Here is an 18,821-nt window from a genome sequence, read left to right as displayed (position 1 = left end):
TGATATGCATTCATGGGCTTTCATCACACAAACGGAATCCGTTCATGCCCTATCTGCAACTCGATGTGCCTAGCGCCTATCCCCAGGAAACCAAGCGCACCCTGGCCCGGCGGCTCGGCGAAACCTATGCCGAGCGAATGCACACAACGCCGCGGCGTGTGAGCGTGGGTTTTCGCGAGCTCACCGATGGCAGCCTCTGGCGATGCGGCGAGGGCGAGCCGGAACCCGGCGTGGTCATGATGTGCGATATACGCCGGGGTCGCCCGACAGAATGGCGGGAGCAGCTGGCGGTCGCTCTGCTCGACCTGTGCGTGGAACACCTCGAGGTGCCGCGCGAGCGTATCGCCATCGAGTTCACCCAGCATGCCGGCGACGAAATGTTTCGTGACGACGAAGGCTGGGCACGCGACTGGAGCGAATCGGAAGCCGAATCGGACGCTTAGGCCCGTTTTATAGCCCCATCCTGCAACGATCACCGGTGTTCACAATCGTGCTGGACAAACCTGTGGACAACCCGTAGTCAGAACGCGAAAAGCCTTGACGGGCCTGCGTTCACAGCCCTCTGCGCAATTATTGACCAACGGCGGCAGGCCTTGACGGGCATAGGTTTTGACGATCCACGCACTGCTTAATTATTGGCCAGGGTTTGTACACACAGCCTCTGGATAACACTGTGGACAAACCGCGCATAGTCGACGCAAACGCCGGTCGTCACAGTGCTGTCACACCAGCGGCTAATTTATGCGCAGAAACGAACCGTCCGCCCTCGATTCGCGCAACCGAGCGCAGCGGCTCTTGCTGTCGTGCACCCGCCCGAATACAGCAGCGGAGACACGCCCCTCAGCTGCCGAAGGGTTCATCGACCCAGCACGAACAAGCCTTCATGCCAAAAAAATAGCCCGTGGCTTATTCAGCCACGGGCTATTTGCTCGCCAAGCGCCTCGCTAGGTGTCCCCTGGCGCGTCGCCCGTTTCCTCGGGCGCGGCGTCATCGCCCTTGCGACGCTGTTTACGCTGCGAATCGTCGGAGCGATCTTCCACACCCGCATCGATAATGCGCAGATTGGCGGGCGGTGCCTTGCCGTCCCGATCCTCGCCAAAGTAAAGCGTCTGGTGCGGGAACGGAATCTCGATACCGGCACGGTCGAAGTGCATCTTGACCAGGCGATTGAAGGCACGCCCCACGCCCCACTGGGTGCCGGGCTTGGTCTTGATCATGATACGGATATTGACCGAGCTGTCGGCCAGCGCCGTGACCCCGGGGACGGTCATGTCCTCGAGGATGTTGCCGCTGACGTTCTCGTCGGCCTTGAGTTCTTCGAACGCCTCGCGCAGGTGATACACGGCGTTGTCGATATCCTCGCGATAGCCGATGCCGTACTCGGTACGGAAGTAGGCAAAGTCACGCTGGTAGTTGGTGACCGTGCTCGCCGACGAGAACGGCACGATATGGTAGGAACCGTCCAGATCGCGAATACCCACCGACCGAATGGTGAGTCGTTCCGCGGTACCCGTGATACCGCCCACGGTCACCACGTCGCCGGTGTTCATCGCGTTTTCCAGCTGAATGAACACGCCGGTGATGATGTCCTGCACCAGCTTCTGGGCACCGAAACCGATGGCCAGACCGAGTACACCGGCGCCAGCAATCAGCGGCCCGATATCGACGCCTATCTGGGATAGCGAGATCATCAGCGTCATGGTGATGATCACGATCGCGAGCGCGTTGCGGAACAGCTCCAGCAGCGTTTCCTGACGCGCGCTGGGCTTGCCGGTGCCGGTATTCGGGTTGAGCCGGTGCTCGATGATGCTCGCGGCGATCAGCCACAACAGCGCTGCCGCAAGCAGAACGATGGCCACCCGCGTGAGTGTCGATACCGTGCGCAGACCCACGTCGGAGGCCAGCCATGCGCCGAGATCGAACAGGTCCCAGGCGTTGGCCACGACCAGCGCGAAGGCGACCAGGATCAGTACCCGAATGACCTTGAGCGCTGTCGGCACGTAGGAATTCACCCGTGCCTCGAGCATGGGCAGCTTGCTGCGTACATTGTCCGAGAAGGTCAGGCGCTTGCCGATCGCCTTCGACAGCAGCCCGGAAATACCCAGGGCCACCGCGGCCGCCACCAGCGTTTCGAGCGTGGCCGAAAGCATGAACGGCAGCGCATTGGTCGGGTCGACCTGGCTGGAAACGAACAGGGTGGTGAAATAGGCCACGGCCAGAATCACCCACAGCTTCGACATGAGTCGGAACAGCACCCCGAAGAAACCGATCGACGCATTTTCCGACATGCGTTCCAGGCGCTCGTTGAACAACTGGCGGTTCTTGAAGATAACGGCCAGCGCATAGATATACGCGCCGCCCATCAGCAAAAAGCTCACCACCGCGCCCAGGAAGAACGACAGCTGGACGTTGATGATCGGCACCAGCACCAGCAGGCCGTAGCCGATAATGCCCACGAACCAGCGCAGCCGAATGCTCCACCAGTGGGCCACGGTGCTGGGAATGTTGATCAGCCGCAGACTGTCGTAGCGCGCCGCGAACACCGCACGAATGGCGACCTTGGTGAGCTCGACGAGCGCGAATGCATTGATGAAAAGCGACTCGCGGGTACCGATACTGCCGGCTTCACCGAAGGCATAGAGCCCGGCCAGATAGCCGGCACCGCAGGCCAGCAGCACCACGACAATATCCACGATCAGGGCGAGTACGATCGCCGTGCCGCGCCGAATGAGTACACCCGCGCCGGTTTCGGCGCGTTGGGAAAAGCGGCCGATGGCCGAAAACAGGGTGCCGGCCAGAAACCGCAGCACGAAGAACGAGGCCACGGTCGCAACCGCGACCAGGGCAAAGGTCGTCAGCGCGGTCACGAACGCCGACATATCGAATTCCGGCCCAGGGCCGCGGTCTTCGTCCAGCGAGGTCAGCATCGTCCAGGTTGCCGATACCCGCTCGCCGATGACTTCTGCCCAGGCCGCGGTGGTCTGGGCAAACTGGCGGGCAAAGGAGACACGCTCTTCGCTGGCAGCGGCCTGCTCGGCGCCGGCCCCGTCGCCGGCTTTGCCCAGTGCCGGGTCATCGCCTGTCTCGGGCGGCGCCGGCAGCGGGCTATCCGCGTTCTGGCCCTCACCGGCCTGCGCGGCCTGACGCAACTGATCGACAATCTTAGCGCGGGATTCGTCGTTTTCGAGCAGATCCGCAAGCTGGGTTAGCGGCAGCACCTCGCTGGCGTTGTCGCCGCTCGGCGCGTCGCTCTGCTGGGCCAGCGCCTGGGGCGCAATGACGGTCGCCATCAGAGCAAAAAACAGAACCAATATTCGCAGGGCGTCCGACGCGGACCGCGAAACACCAACTCGATTCATAAGATGTCTTTCCTTGGCAGGAACAGCAGGACGTAATGGCCGTTACCGCAGCCGAAAGCGCGCCAGCCAGCCTTAATTCACGGCGTATAATGAATGCAGCGGCTGCATGTGACAAATGACATTGTTCGCCGTAGCGCGTCGAGCAGCCTCGCCGGACGCGCCGGTTCGAGCGAGCCAGCGCAAGCGGAAAAGGCGTCGTTTCTGCGCTCGGAGCGATTCGCCGCCCGATCCGCTCGAGCCGAAATCTGGGAATACCAGCCCATCCGGATAGCCAGCGCAGCAAGCGAATAACGCCGGGCCACCGCGTTGGATGCGCATAGCGCAGCGCCCGTTTCGCCCATCGCGCAGGCCACGCAGCCTACGAAAACCATCCGCAAGCGAGGACGATATACGCCCTCGCGTTCTCTGGTGCCTAGCCGTGCGCTATGTCCTGCGGCGTTGGCGCCAGATCAGAGTCAGGAGCGCTGCGAGGAGCAACAATGGTAGCCCTGCATCGCGACCGTTGCCGAGCGTACAGCCACCGCTGGAGCCGTCGTTGTTGACCTGGGCCGACGTCTCGTCATCGTTGCCGCTGTTGGTATCGGTGTCACTGTCGTCGTTTTGCGATTCGTCTTCGCTCACGTCGAAACTGGCCACGATCGGGTCGTGGTCGCTGACCTGGTCGGCGAATTCGGCGTTAACGTGCGCGACCTGAACACTGGCCCCGGCGGCCAGCGCCGGGGTGACAAAGAAGTGATCCAGCGCCTGCGAGTTGCCCTCGAACACATAGCTGTAGCGCGCGGTCGCGTCGAGTTTATCCAGCAGGTCCGATACCACCGCGGCCGATTCATTGGCACCGGTGAGCACCTGCATCGGCGCCAGGAAGCCAAACTCGTTGAAGTCGCCGAGCAGCCCGATGCGTGCATCCGGCACCGCGGCCAGTGCCTCGTCGACGAAGGCGTTGACCACCGCGGCCTGCGCGCTGCGCTGGTCCGCGGACCCGTTTTCGTAGGGCTGGAGGGCGCCAAACAGCGGCGAACTGCCGCCCTTGGAGGCGAAGTGGTTGTTGACCAGCAGCACGCGCTGGCCGCGGAAATCGAACAGCGCGGCGACCGGCTTGCGGCTGTCTTTGAAGGCCGGATCGTTGGGCTGAACCCGCCCCGGGTTGAGCGTTAGCGTGAGTCGGCCTTCGTTGTCGGCCGAAACCCGGGTCGCGGTGGTGGCGTCGCCGGCGCCCTCGCTACCCTCGACCAGACTCACGCGGCTGGGATCGTAGAGATAGGCCACCCGAATATTGCCGCCCGGCTGGCCGCCGTCGGCCAACGGCTCGGGCACGACCTCGGTATAGGCATAGCGCGGACCGCCCGCGGCCGCGATGGCATCGGCCAGGCGCTGCAGCGTCTGATCGGCGGCGACGATCAGGTCGGCAGTCGACCCACCTTCTGGTGCCGAGCTGCCGGCAGAGCCGTCGTTGTCCTGCACTTCCTGCAGGCCAATGATGTCCGGCGAACCCAGTCGTTCGACGATCTGGTCCGCGATGGCCTCGAACTTGCCGTCGGCAACATCGGTATCGCCGTCTTCGTCGTTCGGGTCGAGGTTCTCGACGTTATAACCGGCCACGCTGAGCGTATCGCCACGGGCGACCACGCCCACGCCGCTACGGTTGAGATTGGAAGGCTGCGGTGCGTCCAGCGTATCCGGCAGTATTTCGAAGTTGCCGAAGCCGTAACCCAGCACCCCCACCACCTGGGTGAACAACGCCCCGGTATCCACCACCGGCATGTCGCCGTCGAGCAGCGTATCGTCGATCTGGATGCGTTCGGGGTTGTAGTCGACGAGATCACCCTGCTCGACCAGGGTAATACCGCCGCGGGCGTTGATGCCGGTCGCGTTCGCGCCGGCGTCCGGGACCACGAAGATCTCGCCGAAGCCGCTGGTCGGACCGACCGCCATGGCCTGATTCACGCGTACGCGCATGCCTTCCAGGCTTTCGTAGAAATCGAGGCCGTCTTCGTCCGGATCGAACACCGTGGTGTCGCTGGTGGCGACATTGCCATCGGTATCGTTATCGATGATGGCAGTCGGTGCCTGCCGGCCGCCCTGGCCGATGGTGACGGGCGTGATCTCGGTCATATTGAAAACCGAGGTCGGATCGGCGAGAAGGCGGGTACTGCCATCGTCGCCGGTCACAATCTGGGTCGTCGGAAGATTATTGCTCTGCACCCCGCCCGGATAGAATTCGGTCACCTGGCCCGCGACTTCCACCACGTCGCCCACCGCGACCGGCGCACCGTCGCGCCGCGTGGGTTCGCCACCGGTGAACACCAGGAGCGCATCGCTGGTGGCATCCTTACCGTCGCCGTCCGGGTCCTGCAGATAGAAGCTGTGGCGGGTGACCGCAGTGACAACGCCCGGCACGCCGGCGACCGCATTACCGCGCTGCGGCGACAAATGGCCCGCGCCCTGAATATCGTAGATACGCAGGCCGGTGAGCGCGTTGTCCGGAATGCCGTCGCCGTTGTCGGGCATGCCGGTAGAAGGCGTACTGCCGGTGGCCGCATTCGGCGTCGGCGCGGCCGCCACGAACGTGCTCGTATCGCGGCCGGTACCGCTGCTGTCCGGGCTGCGCTGCAGCGACTCGTTGTCCTTGTTGCCGTTAACGTCTTCATCCAGCTGCGGCGCCCCGTCGGCCAGCAATACGGCCAGCTCGGGATCGTCGCTGTCGCCGGTACCATAGACCACGGCATCGATCAGATTATCGGTAGTCACCGGCGTGCCGTTGGGGAAATCCGCCGCCTCGCCCGCGTACAACGCGACGGCATCCTGACCGTTCTGCAGGCCGTTGCCGGCGAATACGGTGCCTACCCCCGGTAAGCCCGAATTGCCCAGCAGGTAATAACCGTCGCTTGAAGTGACCGTGCCGTCGAGATCAAAGGCGGCATAGCTCTGGTCGTTGCTGCCGTTGTAGAAGACCAGCACCAGACCATCCAGCGCCGTATTGCCGACGCCGCCGTCGGTCAATTCGACGAACTCGGCGCTATCGGTACCGGGCGTATCGGCATCGATTTCATTAATGAGAATCGAAGGCTGCGCAAAAGCGCCGGTTGCAATCGAAGCGCAGACGGCGGCGCTCAGAAGAGCAAGCGCGCGCAGCGAGGAAATAGAGCGTGGCATGAATTTCCCGTTCAATAATCGATCCACTGAGCATGCCTGCAACAGATGTCAGTTTGCGGTCGTCGATATCGCCGAGTGATGACAGCGTTGGCGTTATCTGTGCCGGCACCGAGCTGGCATTGTGACCCCGGCCCAGAAATAGACCATTCAATAAAGGGTCTTTCAAATGGATGACCGACCCCGGGAAGGCATGCGCGCCAATGCCAACGGCCGTGACGGCGTTAAAAACAGCCGACGCAGTCCCATGTTTTGGTGCCGGATCGATAAAGCCGGCTGCAAACAACCGTCTTGACGGCGAGCGCGGGCCACGCGCAACGCTTGACGCCCCTAGGCCAACGTCCTAGATTTTTACAGATAAAAATATTAGAACGATAAAACGGAGGATGACATGCAAACCGCATGGAAAAAATTTCTTTCCGCTTTTGAATGGTTTGGCGCGCGTCGCCACGGTATTCGACGTGGGCTTGCCGGCTTGCTGCTACCGTCGCTTGTACTGGCCTGCGCCGCTGCCCTGGCGACCGATGACCCCGCGCGCAAACATATTGATAACCCGTTTTCCGGCCTCGCCTCGAGCCCGAACGTCGATGAACAGATGTTCTTCGTCGTCAAAGACGTCCGCCCGGAAGCATTCAGCTGGTTCTGGAATAACTTGAGCCAGCGCTCATTGCGGCGCGCCAACCGCCAGTCGCGCGATTTCGAGTGGATCGATGCCCCGGCCCAGCCGAACGAGCTGGGCTACGAAAGCCGGGCGTCCTTCAAACAATCCATCTGGCTCGATGGTCGCCGACGCAGCGTCACATCTCGCTATCGCTCGCCCGACAGCGCGCGCGGCCGGGTCGACCCCAGCAACTACCTCGGTGACCGGCCATTCAGCTTTCTTGCAATGACCGTAACCATCGACGACGGCGCACCGATCGACGTGCTGCTGCGCTACCAGCCGGCCGGCGACTCCTTGACCCATACGGCGTTTTCGCTGGAGCTGACCACCGCGGGCGATACAAAGCTCGCCCACGCATACGGCCTGTGGCTGCGCCGATTGCTCGAAGGCACAGGCAGCTTCCTGACCGACCGCTTCGATCGCAAGTTCTACGACGACGTGGTGCTAACGCGCGGCAGCGTTGAAGTCACGCCGATCGAGTTTTCGAGCCTGACGTTTCGCGTGATCGTGAATCAGCAGATCAAGGGCATTACGCCCGACATGCTCGCCTGGTGGTGGGACCATATCGACAATCTGGCCCGCTACCGCCTGTGGCAGCCGATCGACCACGACCGCTTCGAGTGGGAAGTCGCGCCACGCGAGCGCGACCTGCAATACGATATCGGCGCGGTCCAGATCGTGCGCGAGTTCATCGGCAATGCGCTGATCACGCTGCGCATCGAAGGCGTCGACCCCGAGGTTTCACCTGCCCCGGTCCCCATCGAACAGCCGCGCCCCTATTTCTTCAACTCCCTGGCCGAGCCACAGAGCTTTCAGCAGGTCCAGGGCGTCTCGCTGCCCGTGGACATACCGCTGTCGCCTGCCCCCTTTCCCGCGAACAAGCTGATCCACCAGTGGCGCTGGAACGATGCCCACGACGGCGTCATTCTCGATACGGTGTTCACCATCTTCGCCGGCGTGCTGATTCCGCAGCCAAGCTTCGGTGAAGACCTCGGCCGTCATGCGCTACGCGAATTTCAGACCATGCCCTACTTCCTGCCGCGTCTGTATCGCAGCGAGTGGCTGGGGTTGACACCCTAGCGCTGCGCGCAGAAACAGCCCGCAATCGGCGGGCCGGGTATGACGCCGGAAGTGGAACGCCGCGGCCAGGTGGATCGGATGCGGCTAATCGGCGCTCATGGACAGCGACGCCATGCATTTGCGGTGGAAGTAGTCCTTCTGCTGTCGTAGCGAAAACAGCCGCGGCGAGAACAGCCAGGTCTGGGTCACGCCCATGAGGAAGGTGTAGGTCTGCAGCGCCAGCGCCGGCGCGGGGTCACCTGCCGGCAGCGCGTTCTGCTCACGGGCCTCGGCAATCAGCGTTTCAAACAGGGCGATGATCGAACGGGTGAGCTCGCGCTCGCGGCGCACCGTACGGGCCATGCGCTGGGTGAGCTCGGTCTTGTTCATGAGGATTTCGAACGACTGGCGATGGCGTTTGTCTTCGACCAGCAGATCGAACCAGCCTCCAATAAAGGCGCTCATACGCGCAACCGGGTCGGGCGTATCGGCGCGCGCGGCATCGACAAGCCCCTGTAGCGGCGTCTGCGAATAGGCAATGACCGCCTCGAACAGCTCGTCCTTGTTCTTGAAATGCCAGTAGATCGGACCGCGGCTCATGCCGGCGTCCTTGGCAATCATGGCCAGTGTCGTGCCCGAATAGCCGTACTGGCTGAACAGCCGCAGGCCCGCATCGATCACTTTGAGCCGGGTCTGTTCGGCCTGTTCGGGAGTACGTCTCATCGTATTATGATCGACAGTGCGGACGACGCGCGCAAGACGGGCGATCGGCTACTCGGCCGACCGCCCGACTGACTCGCCGCCAACCGGCGCTGTTCTAGAGCGCGTCGTCGGCCGCCATCTGCATGTAGCTGGTATCAAAGCGCAGATTGACGTTGTTCTCGTCGCCGAGAACACGGCCACCCGGGAATTCGATGCCCACGAAATCGGCGGTGGCCGCGCCCTCACCCAGCAGGCCTTTTTCGAACGAGAACTGGCGCACGCTATCCATCGCCTCGTAGGCCTGTTCGCTGGAAATGAACTCGATGGCCTTCTCTGGGGTGTAGAACATCTTCATGCCGTCGAGCTGTGCTTCATAACCGGCGCGATCGGTGCCGGAGGCTTCACCCAGGTAGGCACGCACCTCGCGACCCTTGGCGGTATCCGCACCGAGGTCGGTCATCATCTCGTACCAGGCGCCCACCAGGGCCTTGCCCAGCGCCGGGTTGGCTTCGAGCGTGTCGGTGTTCACCAGCGTCAGATCCTTGATATGGCCCGGAATCTGGCTGGAGTCGAAAATTGCGTGCGAGCCGGGGGTTTCGGCGACCGTGCTCAGCAGCGGATTCCAGGTCACCACCGTGCGCACCGTATTGCCTTGAAACGCCGCCACGATATCGGCGTCCGAGGTATTGACCAGGTTGACGTCCGGTTCGGACAGGCCGTTCTCTTCCAGCGCGCGCGCCAGCAGATAGTGCGATACCGACAGCTGCACCAGATTGATCGTCTTGCCTTCGAGCTCGGCGACCGACTTGGCGTCCTTGGAGACGATGCCGTCATTGCCGTTGGAATAGTCACCCACGATCAGGGCCGTGGTATCCACGCCGGAAGCCGCAGGGATCGACAAGGCATCCATGCTGGTGGCCACCACCCCATCGAACTGACCGGTGGTGTACTGGTTGATCGACTCGATGTAGTCGTTGATCTGTACGATCTCGACATCGATATCGTACTTGTCGGCCCATTTATCCATGATCCCGGAGGTCTTCACATAGTCCCAGGGAATCCAGCCGGCATAGATGGTCCAGGCGATTCGAAACGAATCGCGTTTTTCGGCGGCTTGGGCACTACCCAGGCTCGCGCTCGCAAGTGCAATCGCTGTAACAGCGAGCATCAGTGATCTCTTGACGTTCATCGGTACGGTCTCCCGGTTCGTGGTTCGGTAGTTTCAATAGCAACGGCTTAGAACAACTTCAGATAACGCTCGATCTCCCAGTTCGATACGGCGGTGTGATAGCTCTCCCACTCGCTGCGTTTGAAATCGACATAGGCATCGAACATGCGGTCGCCAAAGACCGCACGTGCCAGCGGGTCGGCCTCGAAATCGGTAATCGCTTCGCCGAGCGTGCGCGGCAGCATGGTCACGCCCATGTCGTCGATCTCGGCATCGCTGTAGCGATACATGTTTTCGCGATGCGGCTCGCCGGCATCCATGGCGTTCTCGATGCCTTCGAGCCCGGCCGCCAATACCAGCGCGGCCCCGAGATAGGGATTACATGCAATATCCGCCGCACGGCATTCCACGCGCGAGCCCACGCCGGGGATGCGGATCATGTTGGTACGGTTGTTGTTGCCGTAGCAGGCAAACACCGGCGCCCAGGTCGAGCCCGACATGCTGCCCTGGCGCACCAGGCGCTTGTAGCTGTTGACGGTAGGCGCGATCACGGCGCTGATGGCTCGCGCGTGCTTGAGCACGCCGGCAATGAACTGATAACCCAGCTCGGATACGCCACAGCCGTAGGGGTCGCCCTTGTCCGGCGCAAACAGGTTTTCGCCGGTTTCAGCATCGGCCAGCGACATGTTGTAGTGCGCCCCGCTGCCGGTCTTGTCGGAATACGGCTTGGGCATGAAGCTCGCGAACCCGCCGTGCTTGCGGGCGATTTCGTTGGCCATCATGCGAAAGAACACGAAGCGATCCGACATGGTCAGCGCATCGGCGAATTTGAAATCGGTCTCGAACTGGCCGTTGGCGTCTTCATGGTCGAAGGAATAGACGTCCCAACCGAGGCCGTTCATGGCGTCGACAAGTTCATCGATGATCGGCAGGTTGTCGATCAGACCGCGCGGGTCGTAGCAGGGCTTGGCCAGCGAATCGCGTTCGCTCAGCGGCGCGAAGCCGCCGTCTTCGGTTTCCCGAAACAAAAAGAACTCGGTTTCGATGCCGAGATTGAAAGTGAATCCCATCGCCCGGGCGCGATCCAGCTGTCGCTTTAGAATGCTGCGCGAGCAGGCTTCGAACGGCGCGCCGTCCAGGTGCAGATCGCCGGCAAACCACGCCAGGCGTGTATCCCAGGGGCAGACCGTGGCCGACGCCGGGTCCGGCATGGCCGCCACTTCGTTATCGGAAATATCCTGTGGCACGCCGTCCAGCGCCGCGCCCGTATACAACTCGCTGCCCGCGAACATGTTGTCCAGATGGTCGAGCGGCACGAACTTGCCTTTGACACAGCCATGGATATCCACATAGCTGGCCATCGCGTACTTCACGCCCTGTTCTGCAAGACTCGCCTGCAGCGAGGCCGTGTCCACCCTATTAGTCATCGAATCAATCCTTGGTTTGTCTGTAGAACGGGCAGTACGAGACTGCCGACCATCCAGCGCAGCATCGCCGCGCTCACCAAAGCACTTACAATATACATGCCAGCCTGTATATTTAATCGGTAACCAGCTTCAACGATTCTCGACGCGGTACGCATAAAATGCAGCTAGAACAATGGCATGAAGACAGCTTCCCAGTCGGCGATTTTGTGCTCGACAGCGGCACGGTGCTGCGCGATGCTCGCCTCGCCTATCACAGCCGCGGCACGCTAAATAGCGCCGCCGATAACCTCGTGGTGCTGCCAACGCACTATGGCGGTGCGATGCAGGCCAACCATCGCTGGGCCGACAGCCCGGATAGCCCGCTGGCCGGTACCGACTACTGCATTCTGGTGCCGGCGCTGTTCGGCAACGGCGAATCGTCTTCCCCCAGCAACGCCGGCCCCGGCCAGGGCGATTCAGCCTTTCCGCAGGTCACCCTGGCCGATAACGTGCGCGCCCAGCGGCGGCTGATCGAGGCACAGTTCGACGACGCCTGCCCCCGGCTTGTCGCCGGCTGGTCGATGGGCGGCATGCAGGCACTGCAATGGGGCGCACTGTATCCGCAGCGCGTGGGTGCGGTGCTGGCGATATGTGCCACGGCGAGATGCTATCCGCATAACGCACTGTTCCTGGACGGGATCAAGGCAGCGCTGGAGGCCGACCCGGCCCTTGCCGCCGGCGGCTTTCCTGAGCGCGGGCTGCGGGCCTTCGCCCGCGTGTATGCGGGCTGGGCCTATTCGCAGCGTTTCTTTCGCGACGGTGGTTATCGCGGGCTCGGCTTCGACAGCGTCGCGGACCTGGTCGCACACTGGGAGGCCGATCATCTGCGCGCTCACCCCTACGACCTGCTGGCCATGCTCGATACCTGGCAGCAGGGCGATATCGCCCGCATGCCGGGCTTTGCCGGCGATACGACCGCCGCACTCGAGCGCATCAGCGCGCCCACCATCGCCATGCCCTGCGCTACCGACCTTTACTTCACCGCAGAGGATGCCGCGGCCGACGTCGCCCAGATCGCGGCCGGGACATGCCGCGTGCTGGCCTCGGATTACGGCCACTGCGCCGGCGGGCCGGGTTACGAGGCGCCATCAATGCAGGCGATTTTCGCGGCCATGCGGACCCTGCTCGAGCCCGGCGCCTGATTCAGGCGGGCTGTCGCAAGGCCTCCAGGGCGCGCTCGAATTCGCGCTCGATATCGTCGATATCGTGGCGCTCCTGCAGCGCGCTATGCGCCGCATCGCGCACGACCTGGGCATGACGTCGCAGCGCGGCACGGTCGGGCTCCCGATGGGCGAGCGCGCTCATGCGAGCCAGAATGCGCAGCATTTGTCGGCTGGCCAGGACGCTGCCCCGGCCGTAGTTGCGGATCGGCGTGAAGGCAGCGTCCAACGCCGCTTCGAAGTCGGGCAGGCGCAGTAGAAACCGCGACCTGTCATCGTCGCCATGCAGCGGCGACGGCACCGGCCGACGGGCCACTTCGGCCAGCGACGCACCCAGCCGATTGATACAGTCCACCGCCGTATAGGGGTTGTTCAACGCCGGCGACAGCGCCCGTACCGCAATTTCTGCCACCTGATTGATCGCGAACAGTAAATCACGGTCGCTCATGCGGCTGTCGCCGATCAGGTATTCGCCGGCGATCTTCTGTGTCAGCGCCTCGGGCGATTCGCTCTGGCTGCCCTGCCAACGGGCGATAGGTGCACCGGCCAGTACATAATCGCCGTAGCCGACAACCGATTCGATCGCGATTTCGTATTTGCGGGCGATCGCGACAACGCCGTCAAGCCCCACCGACTGAACATAGCCGGCCCGGGGCGCATGAACCCACACGCCGCTCGATACGGTGAATCGCTCATCGGCCGGCGTCGGCGCGCGCTCCGGATAGAGCCGATCAATGACGTCGTCGAGTTCGACCGCCACCGCTTCCAGCACCTGCGGAGCGGCGATCAGCTGCGCCATATGATGGGCGAAATAAATAAGCGTACAGCTGGCGAACAACGACAGCGCAAAGCCAACGGTGACCGACAGCGCGGGCACGAACTGGTTGGCCGGGTCGTTACCCACCATATGAAACACGAGCATGCAGTACACGAACGTGCTCAGAAAGATGCCCAGCACCGTCTGGTTGGCGCGATCGCGCATGAAGCTGCGAATGAGCCGATGACCGAACTGGCTGGTCGCCAGCGTCAATACCAGCATGAGCGTGGAAAACACGACCGTGGCGATCGCCACCATCGCACCGGTCAATGTCTGCAGCAGATAGACCGCGTTCTCGACGCCGCCGGAATACAGCACCTCGGTCAGCCATGCTGCGGCAACGTCGCTGCGATCCAGGCCGAGCGTAATGCTGAACAGCAGAACGCCCACCAGCATCATCACGCTCGGAAGAAACCAGAAACTGGAGCGGGCCAGCTCCATGAACTCGGCCAGACGGATACGCATCGATCAGCGCTCGAAAACAAAACGCGCATTGTAGCCAGACCGACCGCCTGCCGGGCCAACGCCGCGCCCACAAAAAAGGGCCGCCGTGCGAACACGGCGGCCCTTCTCGTATCCGGCGAAGCCGACGCGATCAGCTGCTTGCGTCGACCGCCTTGGCGAAGATATCCACGCCTTCGTCGACCTGCTCACGCGTGACCACCAGCGGCGGCAGGAAACGCACCACCTGCTTGCCGGGGCCGCAGCGCAGCAACAACAGGCCGTGCTTTTCGCATTCCTTGGCGATCTTTTCGGCACGGGCGCCGTCGGGCTTGCCATCCTTGTGGAATTCCACGCCCACCATCAGGCCCTTGCCGCGTACGTCGCCGATGCATTCATGCTTGTCGGCCAGCTGTTCCAGGCGCTCCTTGAGATGCGCCCCCTGGGCACCGGCGTTATCCACCAGGCCTTCTTCCTCGATCACGTCAAGCGTGGCAAGCGCGGCCGCACAGGCCACCACGTTGCCGCCGTAGGTACCGCCCTGCGAGCCGGGCAGGCCCTTTTCCATGATCTTGCGCGGCGCGGCACAGGCCGACAGCGGGAAGCCGCTGGCCAGGCCCTTCGCGGTGACCACGATATCGGGTTCCACGTCGTAGTGGCTGTGCGACCAGAACTTGCCGGTACGGCCATAGCCGGCCTGTACTTCGTCGGCACCCAGCAGCATGCCGTGCTTGTCGCAGCGCTCGCGCAGGCCCTGCATGAAGCGGGTGTTGGCCGGCACGAAGCCGCCCTCACCCTGGATCGGCTCGATGAGCATGCCGGCGGTATCGTTTGGCGAGCTGATCGTCTGCAGGATGTAGTCCAGCTCCTGCAGGCAGAAATCGGTGGCCTGATCTTCCGACCAGCCGTAGCGGAACGCGTTCGGGAACGGTGCCACGACAACGCCGCCCATGATCGGCTGCAGGCCGGCGGTGTACGCCGTACCGGAGGTGGTCATCGAAGCCGAGCCCATGGTGCGGCCATGAAATCCGCCGTGGAAGACGACGATGTTGGGCCGACCCGTGGCATGACGCATCAGGCGCATGGCCGACTCGGCCGCTTCCGTGCCGGCACTGGCATAGAAGATGGAATCGATATCGCCGGGCATCTTGTCGGCCAGACGGGCCGACAAATCCTGAATCGGCTTGTGCAGAATGGTGGTGTACTGGCCGTGGATGAGCTTGCCCACCTGTTCCTGCGCGGCGGCGACCACCTTGGGGTGGCAATGACCGGTACTGGTCACGCCGATGCCGGCGGTGAAGTCCAGATAGCGCTTGCCGTCGGTATCGAACAGGTAGCAGCCTTCGCCGCGATCGACATGGACGTCGGTAGCCTGCTTGAGCAGGGGCGATAGATTGCTCTTGTTGCTTCCTAGCATGACGGCACTCCTGGATGGCCTTGTTGCACTGTGCGCGCGAGCCTAGACCGGATCGAAACGAGTTTCAACGATCGCGCCGGGCCCGCTGCAGGATCAGTTTGTAAACGTTGGAAAAGCTAAAGTACGTCGACGATCGCGTCGCCGGTTTCGATCGTGCCGCGGCGTTCGCGCCCGTGTTCGGCCAGGTCGGCGGCCACCACTTCACGCAGGCGCTTGCCGGCCCGGTCGGCGGCCGGATCCTCGACGCCCATCCACTCCAGCATCATGGCCGTGGTGAGCAGCATGGCCGTGGGCCCGGCCAGGTTCTTGCCGGCAATATCCGGCGCGCTGCCGTGGGTGGGCTCGAACATGGGCGGACGTGTACGATCCGACGGGTTGATGTTCGACGAGGGCGATACGCCCATGCCGCCGTTCAGCACGGCCGCCAGATCGGTGAGGATATCGCCGAACAGATTCGAGGCCACCACGACGTCGAATGCCCAGGGGTGGCTGACGAACTTCATGCAGGCGGCATCCACCAGTTCGTGGTGGGTGGCCACGTCCGGGTAGTCCTTGGCGATCTCGGCGAACATGTCGGTCCACATGTCGCCCCAGAAGCGCTGCGCGTTGCGCTTGGTGATCATGCAGACCTGACTGGCCTTCTCGTCGCGGCCAAAGCTGCGCTCGCGGCCTTCAGCGGCACGTTCGGCCGCCCTGACCCTTGCCTGTTCGAAGGCATGGCGAATAATTCGATCGGTCGCGCGATGGGTGAAAAGTGCGACCTGCGTGGCGATCTCGTTCTCGGTGCCCACGGCAAGCCGCCCGCCCTGGTTTACATACTCGCCTTCGCTGTTTTCGCGAATCACGAGCATGTCGATATCCTGGGCACGCGGATCGGCGAGATACTGGGGCGCACCCGCCATTGGCCGGCACGGACGCTCGCAGCACCACTGGTCGAAGCCCTTGCGGATTTCAAGCAGCGGCGAGAGCGATACCGCATCCGAGAGCAGATAGCGATTCGGATCGTCGCTCGGGCCGGGGTCGCCAAGCGCCCCCAAAAGAATGGCGTCGAACTTTTCCAGACGTTCGAGATAATCGGCCGGCGCGCTTTCGCCATGTTTTTCATGCCAGGCGTGCGACGGCCATTCGAACGTTTCGTAGTCGATCGACAGTTCCGGGTCGCCTGCCACCAGGGCGTCAATCGCCCGCGTGGCCTGGGCGATCACTTCCGGGCCGATACCGTCGCCGGGCAGCACCGCGACGCGCCATGTCTTTTTGGTGTTCATGGCTGCAGGCTACCACTGACCTGCATGCATACGCATCGGTTTGCCGGGCAAAATGCGGGTTTTCACTTCTGTGCGCGCCTCGCCCGGAAAAAACCACGCAGAAGCGCCGCACTCTCGTCGGCCAGCACGCCGCCGACATGGGCCACTCTGTGATTGAGACGCGGCTCGTCGAATACCGAAAAAATCGAGTGGACCGCTCCGGCACGAAAGTCGTCGGCGCCGTAGACTACCCGCGCGATGCGCGCATGCCCGATCGCCCCGGCACACATGGCACAGGGTTCGAGCGTCACATACAGGGTCGCACCAGGCAGACGGTAATTGCCCGCTGATCGACAGGCCGCGCGAAGCGCCTGGATCTCGGCATGGGCCGTCGCGTCGTCGCTGGTGATGGGGCAGTTCCAGCCCTCACCGAGAATCGCGCCGTCACGAACCACGACCGCGCCAACCGGCACCTCGCCCTCGGTCTCGGCCCGGCGCGCCAGCTCGAGCGCGCGCCGCATCCAGTGCATATCGTCCATATGTGTTCATCGCAATCGCCGGAGCGACATTCTAGAGCCTGTCGCCAGAGGCTGCGCCGGCATGCGCTGCCAAGCCAACCATACGGTAGCCAGCATTACCACCCAATTTGAGTATGGGCATGGCTAATTTGGAGGACTAACGTCTAATATATGCGCCCTCATCGGCGCGCTACCTTGCTCGCCTCATCATCTAAAGCACATTAAATATTGGGCACAACTCATTGTCAGCGATGAGCATTCGTCGAGTCCGCCGGGGTAACTGGACTCGTTGATGCACTGCCAAACCATGGTCGAGCGCTGGCGCTCGTTCGATGACATGCCATTGGGGATATCCGAGCACTGTACTTTTCAGAACACACGGTCGGACAGCGCCGCCTGTCCACGTTCGTGCTTGCTGGAGGTGCGTTGTCGTACAGGTTTGCCCGAGATCGTGCCTGCCGATCACTAACCGCTCGGGGAGAGCATCATGAAGACCCTGCACTCACGCTACCTGCTGCCATCGGCCCTGTCGGCCGCGACCGTATTGGCGTTCACCGGTCCGGCCCACGCCTTCGAATTCAAGGTATCCGGCCAGGTCGACCGGGCCGCGATCGCGGCCGATAACGGCGAAGATCGCGATATCGGCTTTGTCGATAACGTCGGCTCCAACAGCCGTTTCCGTTTTACCGGCGAGCAGGATCTGGAGAACGGCTACAACATCGGCTTCGCCTACGAAATCGCGCTCAACGAGAACCCGTCCACCTCTTTCGACGTCAACAACGGCGGCGGTAGCGAAGACGACTTCCTCGACAACCGTCTGGCCAATGTCTATGTGGAAGGCGATTTCGGTCGCTTCACTTTCGGCAAGCTCGACGGTGCGGCCAACGGCTCCTCGGAGCTCAACTACAGCGGCACCATGTATCTGGGCGGCGGCCAGGGCATTTCCATGTATGCCGGCGGCATCAGCTTCCTCGACGATGAAGGCCGCGTGGTCACCAATCTTTCCGGGGCCTCCAACCACTTCGACGGCATTTCGCGCCAGAACGGCGTGCGCTACGACACGCCCAGCCTCGGCGGTGCGGTGCTGTCGGCCACCCTGGACAACGGCCATGCCTATGAACTGGCCGCCCGTTACGAAAGCGCGTTCGGCGACGGCGGCAAGGCCGGCTTCGTGCTTACGCACCTCGATACGCAAGACCAGGATTTCGATATCGAGCCCGACGGCACCGTTAACGACAACAGCCCGCGCTTTCAGGAAAGCGGCGGCACCGGTTCGCTGCTGCTGCCTTCGGGCCTGACCCTCACCGCCTCGTTCAAGCAGCGCGACTACAATGCCCCGGATCGCGCCACGGCCGAAAACTATTTCGGCGGCGTAGGCTATGTGCAGGACAAGCATCACTTCGAAGTCAGCTATATGCAGACCAACGATCTGGCCGGCGATGGCAGCACCGCGCGCAGCTACGGCCTGGCCTATGTTTATGACGTGATCGACAGCGTCGAACTGTTCGCCTCCTATCATCACCTCACGCTCGACGATGCCGAATACAGCTACACGAGCACGGATGCCACCGGCACCGACACCACCATCTCGGCAACCGGTGACGCTCAGGATCTTGATATTCTGTTCGTCGGCACCCGCCTGAAATTCCTCTAGAACCG

At 62.7% G+C, this 18,821-nt stretch carries 13 protein-coding genes; 4 read left to right on the top strand and 9 right to left on the bottom strand.

The genetic code is table 11. From position 1 onward, the window contains the following. Nucleotides 1–44 precede the first annotated feature (44 nt). Nucleotides 45–443, top strand: coding sequence for a tautomerase family protein (locus C84B14_RS00385; protein WP_348767246.1), 399 nt, complete (start codon nucleotides 45–47; stop codon nucleotides 441–443). Nucleotides 444–944: 501 nt separating this feature from the next. Here the strand turns inward: C84B14_RS00385 and ybiO are convergent. Next, on the bottom strand, nucleotides 945–3,290 hold the full coding sequence (ybiO, locus tag C84B14_RS00380) for a mechanosensitive channel protein (RefSeq protein ID WP_353221392.1): 2,346 nt from the start codon (nucleotides 3,288–3,290) through the stop codon (nucleotides 945–947). Between the two features lie 492 nt (nucleotides 3,291–3,782). Then, a complete protein-coding gene (locus C84B14_RS00375; RefSeq protein ID WP_353221391.1) occupies nucleotides 3,783–6,512 on the bottom strand; it encodes a DUF8508 domain-containing protein in 2,730 nt (909 codons plus the stop codon). Nucleotides 6,513–6,900: 388 nt separating this feature from the next. On the opposite strand from C84B14_RS00375, the gene C84B14_RS00370 reads away from it, so the two are divergent. Further along, nucleotides 6,901–8,250, top strand: a complete 1,350-nt coding sequence (locus C84B14_RS00370) for a DAPG hydrolase family protein (RefSeq protein WP_353221390.1) — start codon at nucleotides 6,901–6,903, stop codon at nucleotides 8,248–8,250. 84 nt (nucleotides 8,251–8,334) lie between these two features. Here C84B14_RS00370 and C84B14_RS00365 read toward each other — a convergent pair whose 3' ends face one another. The 3 genes from C84B14_RS00365 to glnT all read right to left on the bottom strand — a co-directional run bounded on the left by C84B14_RS00365 (nucleotide 8,335) and on the right by glnT (nucleotide 11,526). After that, nucleotides 8,335–8,952: a TetR family transcriptional regulator gene (locus tag C84B14_RS00365; RefSeq protein ID WP_353221389.1), complete on the bottom strand. Its 618-nt coding sequence runs from the start codon at nucleotides 8,950–8,952 to the stop codon at nucleotides 8,335–8,337. A 94-nt stretch (nucleotides 8,953–9,046) separates the two neighbouring features. Continuing rightward, entirely contained in the window at nucleotides 9,047–10,099 is a 1,053-nt protein-coding gene (locus tag C84B14_RS00360) for a putative urea ABC transporter substrate-binding protein (protein WP_353221388.1), read from the bottom strand. A 68-nt stretch (nucleotides 10,100–10,167) separates the two neighbouring features. Continuing rightward, on the bottom strand, nucleotides 10,168–11,526 hold the full coding sequence (gene glnT, locus C84B14_RS00355) for a type III glutamate--ammonia ligase (RefSeq protein WP_353221387.1): 1,359 nt from the start codon (nucleotides 11,524–11,526) through the stop codon (nucleotides 10,168–10,170). A gap of 158 nt (nucleotides 11,527–11,684) precedes the next feature. On the opposite strand from glnT, the gene C84B14_RS00350 reads away from it, so the two are divergent. After that, a complete protein-coding gene (locus C84B14_RS00350) occupies nucleotides 11,685–12,707 on the top strand; it encodes an alpha/beta fold hydrolase (protein WP_353221386.1) in 1,023 nt (340 codons plus the stop codon). A 1-nt stretch (nucleotide 12,708) separates the two neighbouring features. Here the strand turns inward: C84B14_RS00350 and C84B14_RS00345 are convergent, their stop codons facing one another. The 4 genes from C84B14_RS00345 to tadA all read right to left on the bottom strand — a co-directional run bounded on the left by C84B14_RS00345 (nucleotide 12,709) and on the right by tadA (nucleotide 17,183). Next, entirely contained in the window at nucleotides 12,709–14,007 is a 1,299-nt protein-coding gene (locus C84B14_RS00345) for a DUF2254 domain-containing protein (RefSeq protein ID WP_353221385.1), read from the bottom strand. Nucleotides 14,008–14,137: 130 nt separating this feature from the next. Then, nucleotides 14,138–15,400, bottom strand: coding sequence for an aspartate aminotransferase family protein (locus C84B14_RS00340; protein ID WP_353221384.1), 1,263 nt, complete (start codon nucleotides 15,398–15,400; stop codon nucleotides 14,138–14,140). 116 nt (nucleotides 15,401–15,516) lie between these two features. Beyond that, nucleotides 15,517–16,665, bottom strand: coding sequence for an isocitrate/isopropylmalate dehydrogenase family protein (locus C84B14_RS00335; protein WP_353221383.1), 1,149 nt, complete (start codon nucleotides 16,663–16,665; stop codon nucleotides 15,517–15,519). 62 nt (nucleotides 16,666–16,727) lie between these two features. Beyond that, nucleotides 16,728–17,183: a tRNA adenosine(34) deaminase TadA gene (gene tadA / locus C84B14_RS00330; RefSeq protein ID WP_353221382.1), complete on the bottom strand. Its 456-nt coding sequence runs from the start codon at nucleotides 17,181–17,183 to the stop codon at nucleotides 16,728–16,730. A gap of 466 nt (nucleotides 17,184–17,649) precedes the next feature. Here tadA and C84B14_RS00325 point away from each other — a divergent pair, with 466 nt between their 5' ends. Beyond that, nucleotides 17,650–18,816, top strand: a complete 1,167-nt coding sequence (locus tag C84B14_RS00325; protein ID WP_353221381.1) for a porin — start codon at nucleotides 17,650–17,652, stop codon at nucleotides 18,814–18,816. Nucleotides 18,817–18,821 lie beyond the last annotated feature (5 nt).

The organism is Salinisphaera sp. C84B14 (assembly GCF_040361435.1).
Lineage (GTDB): Bacteria > Pseudomonadota > Gammaproteobacteria > Nevskiales > Salinisphaeraceae > Salinisphaera.
This window is presented reverse-complemented; position numbering and strand designations above follow the sequence as displayed.

Excerpts from the sequence above, each read along its gene's own strand:
- C84B14_RS00385 (WP_348767246.1), top strand. The coding sequence starts at position 45 with ATGCCCTATCTGCAACTCGATGTGCCTAGCGCCTATCCCCAGGAAACC.
- ybiO (WP_353221392.1), bottom strand. The coding sequence starts at position 3,290 with ATGGCGACCGTCATTGCGCCCCAGGCGCTGGCCCAGCAGAGCGACGCG.
- C84B14_RS00375 (WP_353221391.1), bottom strand. The coding sequence starts at position 6,512 with ATGCCACGCTCTATTTCCTCGCTGCGCGCGCTTGCTCTTCTGAGCGCC.
- C84B14_RS00370 (WP_353221390.1), top strand. The coding sequence starts at position 6,901 with ATGCAAACCGCATGGAAAAAATTTCTTTCCGCTTTTGAATGGTTTGGC.
- C84B14_RS00365 (WP_353221389.1), bottom strand. The coding sequence starts at position 8,952 with ATGAGACGTACTCCCGAACAGGCCGAACAGACCCGGCTCAAAGTGATC.
- C84B14_RS00360 (WP_353221388.1), bottom strand. The coding sequence starts at position 10,099 with ATGCTCGCTGTTACAGCGATTGCACTTGCGAGCGCGAGCCTGGGTAGT.
- glnT (WP_353221387.1), bottom strand. The coding sequence starts at position 11,526 with ATGACTAATAGGGTGGACACGGCCTCGCTGCAGGCGAGTCTTGCAGAA.
- C84B14_RS00350 (WP_353221386.1), top strand. The coding sequence starts at position 11,685 with ATGCAGCTAGAACAATGGCATGAAGACAGCTTCCCAGTCGGCGATTTT.
- C84B14_RS00345 (WP_353221385.1), bottom strand. The coding sequence starts at position 14,007 with ATGCGTATCCGTCTGGCCGAGTTCATGGAGCTGGCCCGCTCCAGTTTC.
- C84B14_RS00340 (WP_353221384.1), bottom strand. The coding sequence starts at position 15,400 with ATGCTAGGAAGCAACAAGAGCAATCTATCGCCCCTGCTCAAGCAGGCT.
- C84B14_RS00335 (WP_353221383.1), bottom strand. The coding sequence starts at position 16,665 with ATGAACACCAAAAAGACATGGCGCGTCGCGGTGCTGCCCGGCGACGGT.
- tadA (WP_353221382.1), bottom strand. The coding sequence starts at position 17,183 with ATGGACGATATGCACTGGATGCGGCGCGCGCTCGAGCTGGCGCGCCGG.
- C84B14_RS00325 (WP_353221381.1), top strand. The coding sequence starts at position 17,650 with ATGAAGACCCTGCACTCACGCTACCTGCTGCCATCGGCCCTGTCGGCC.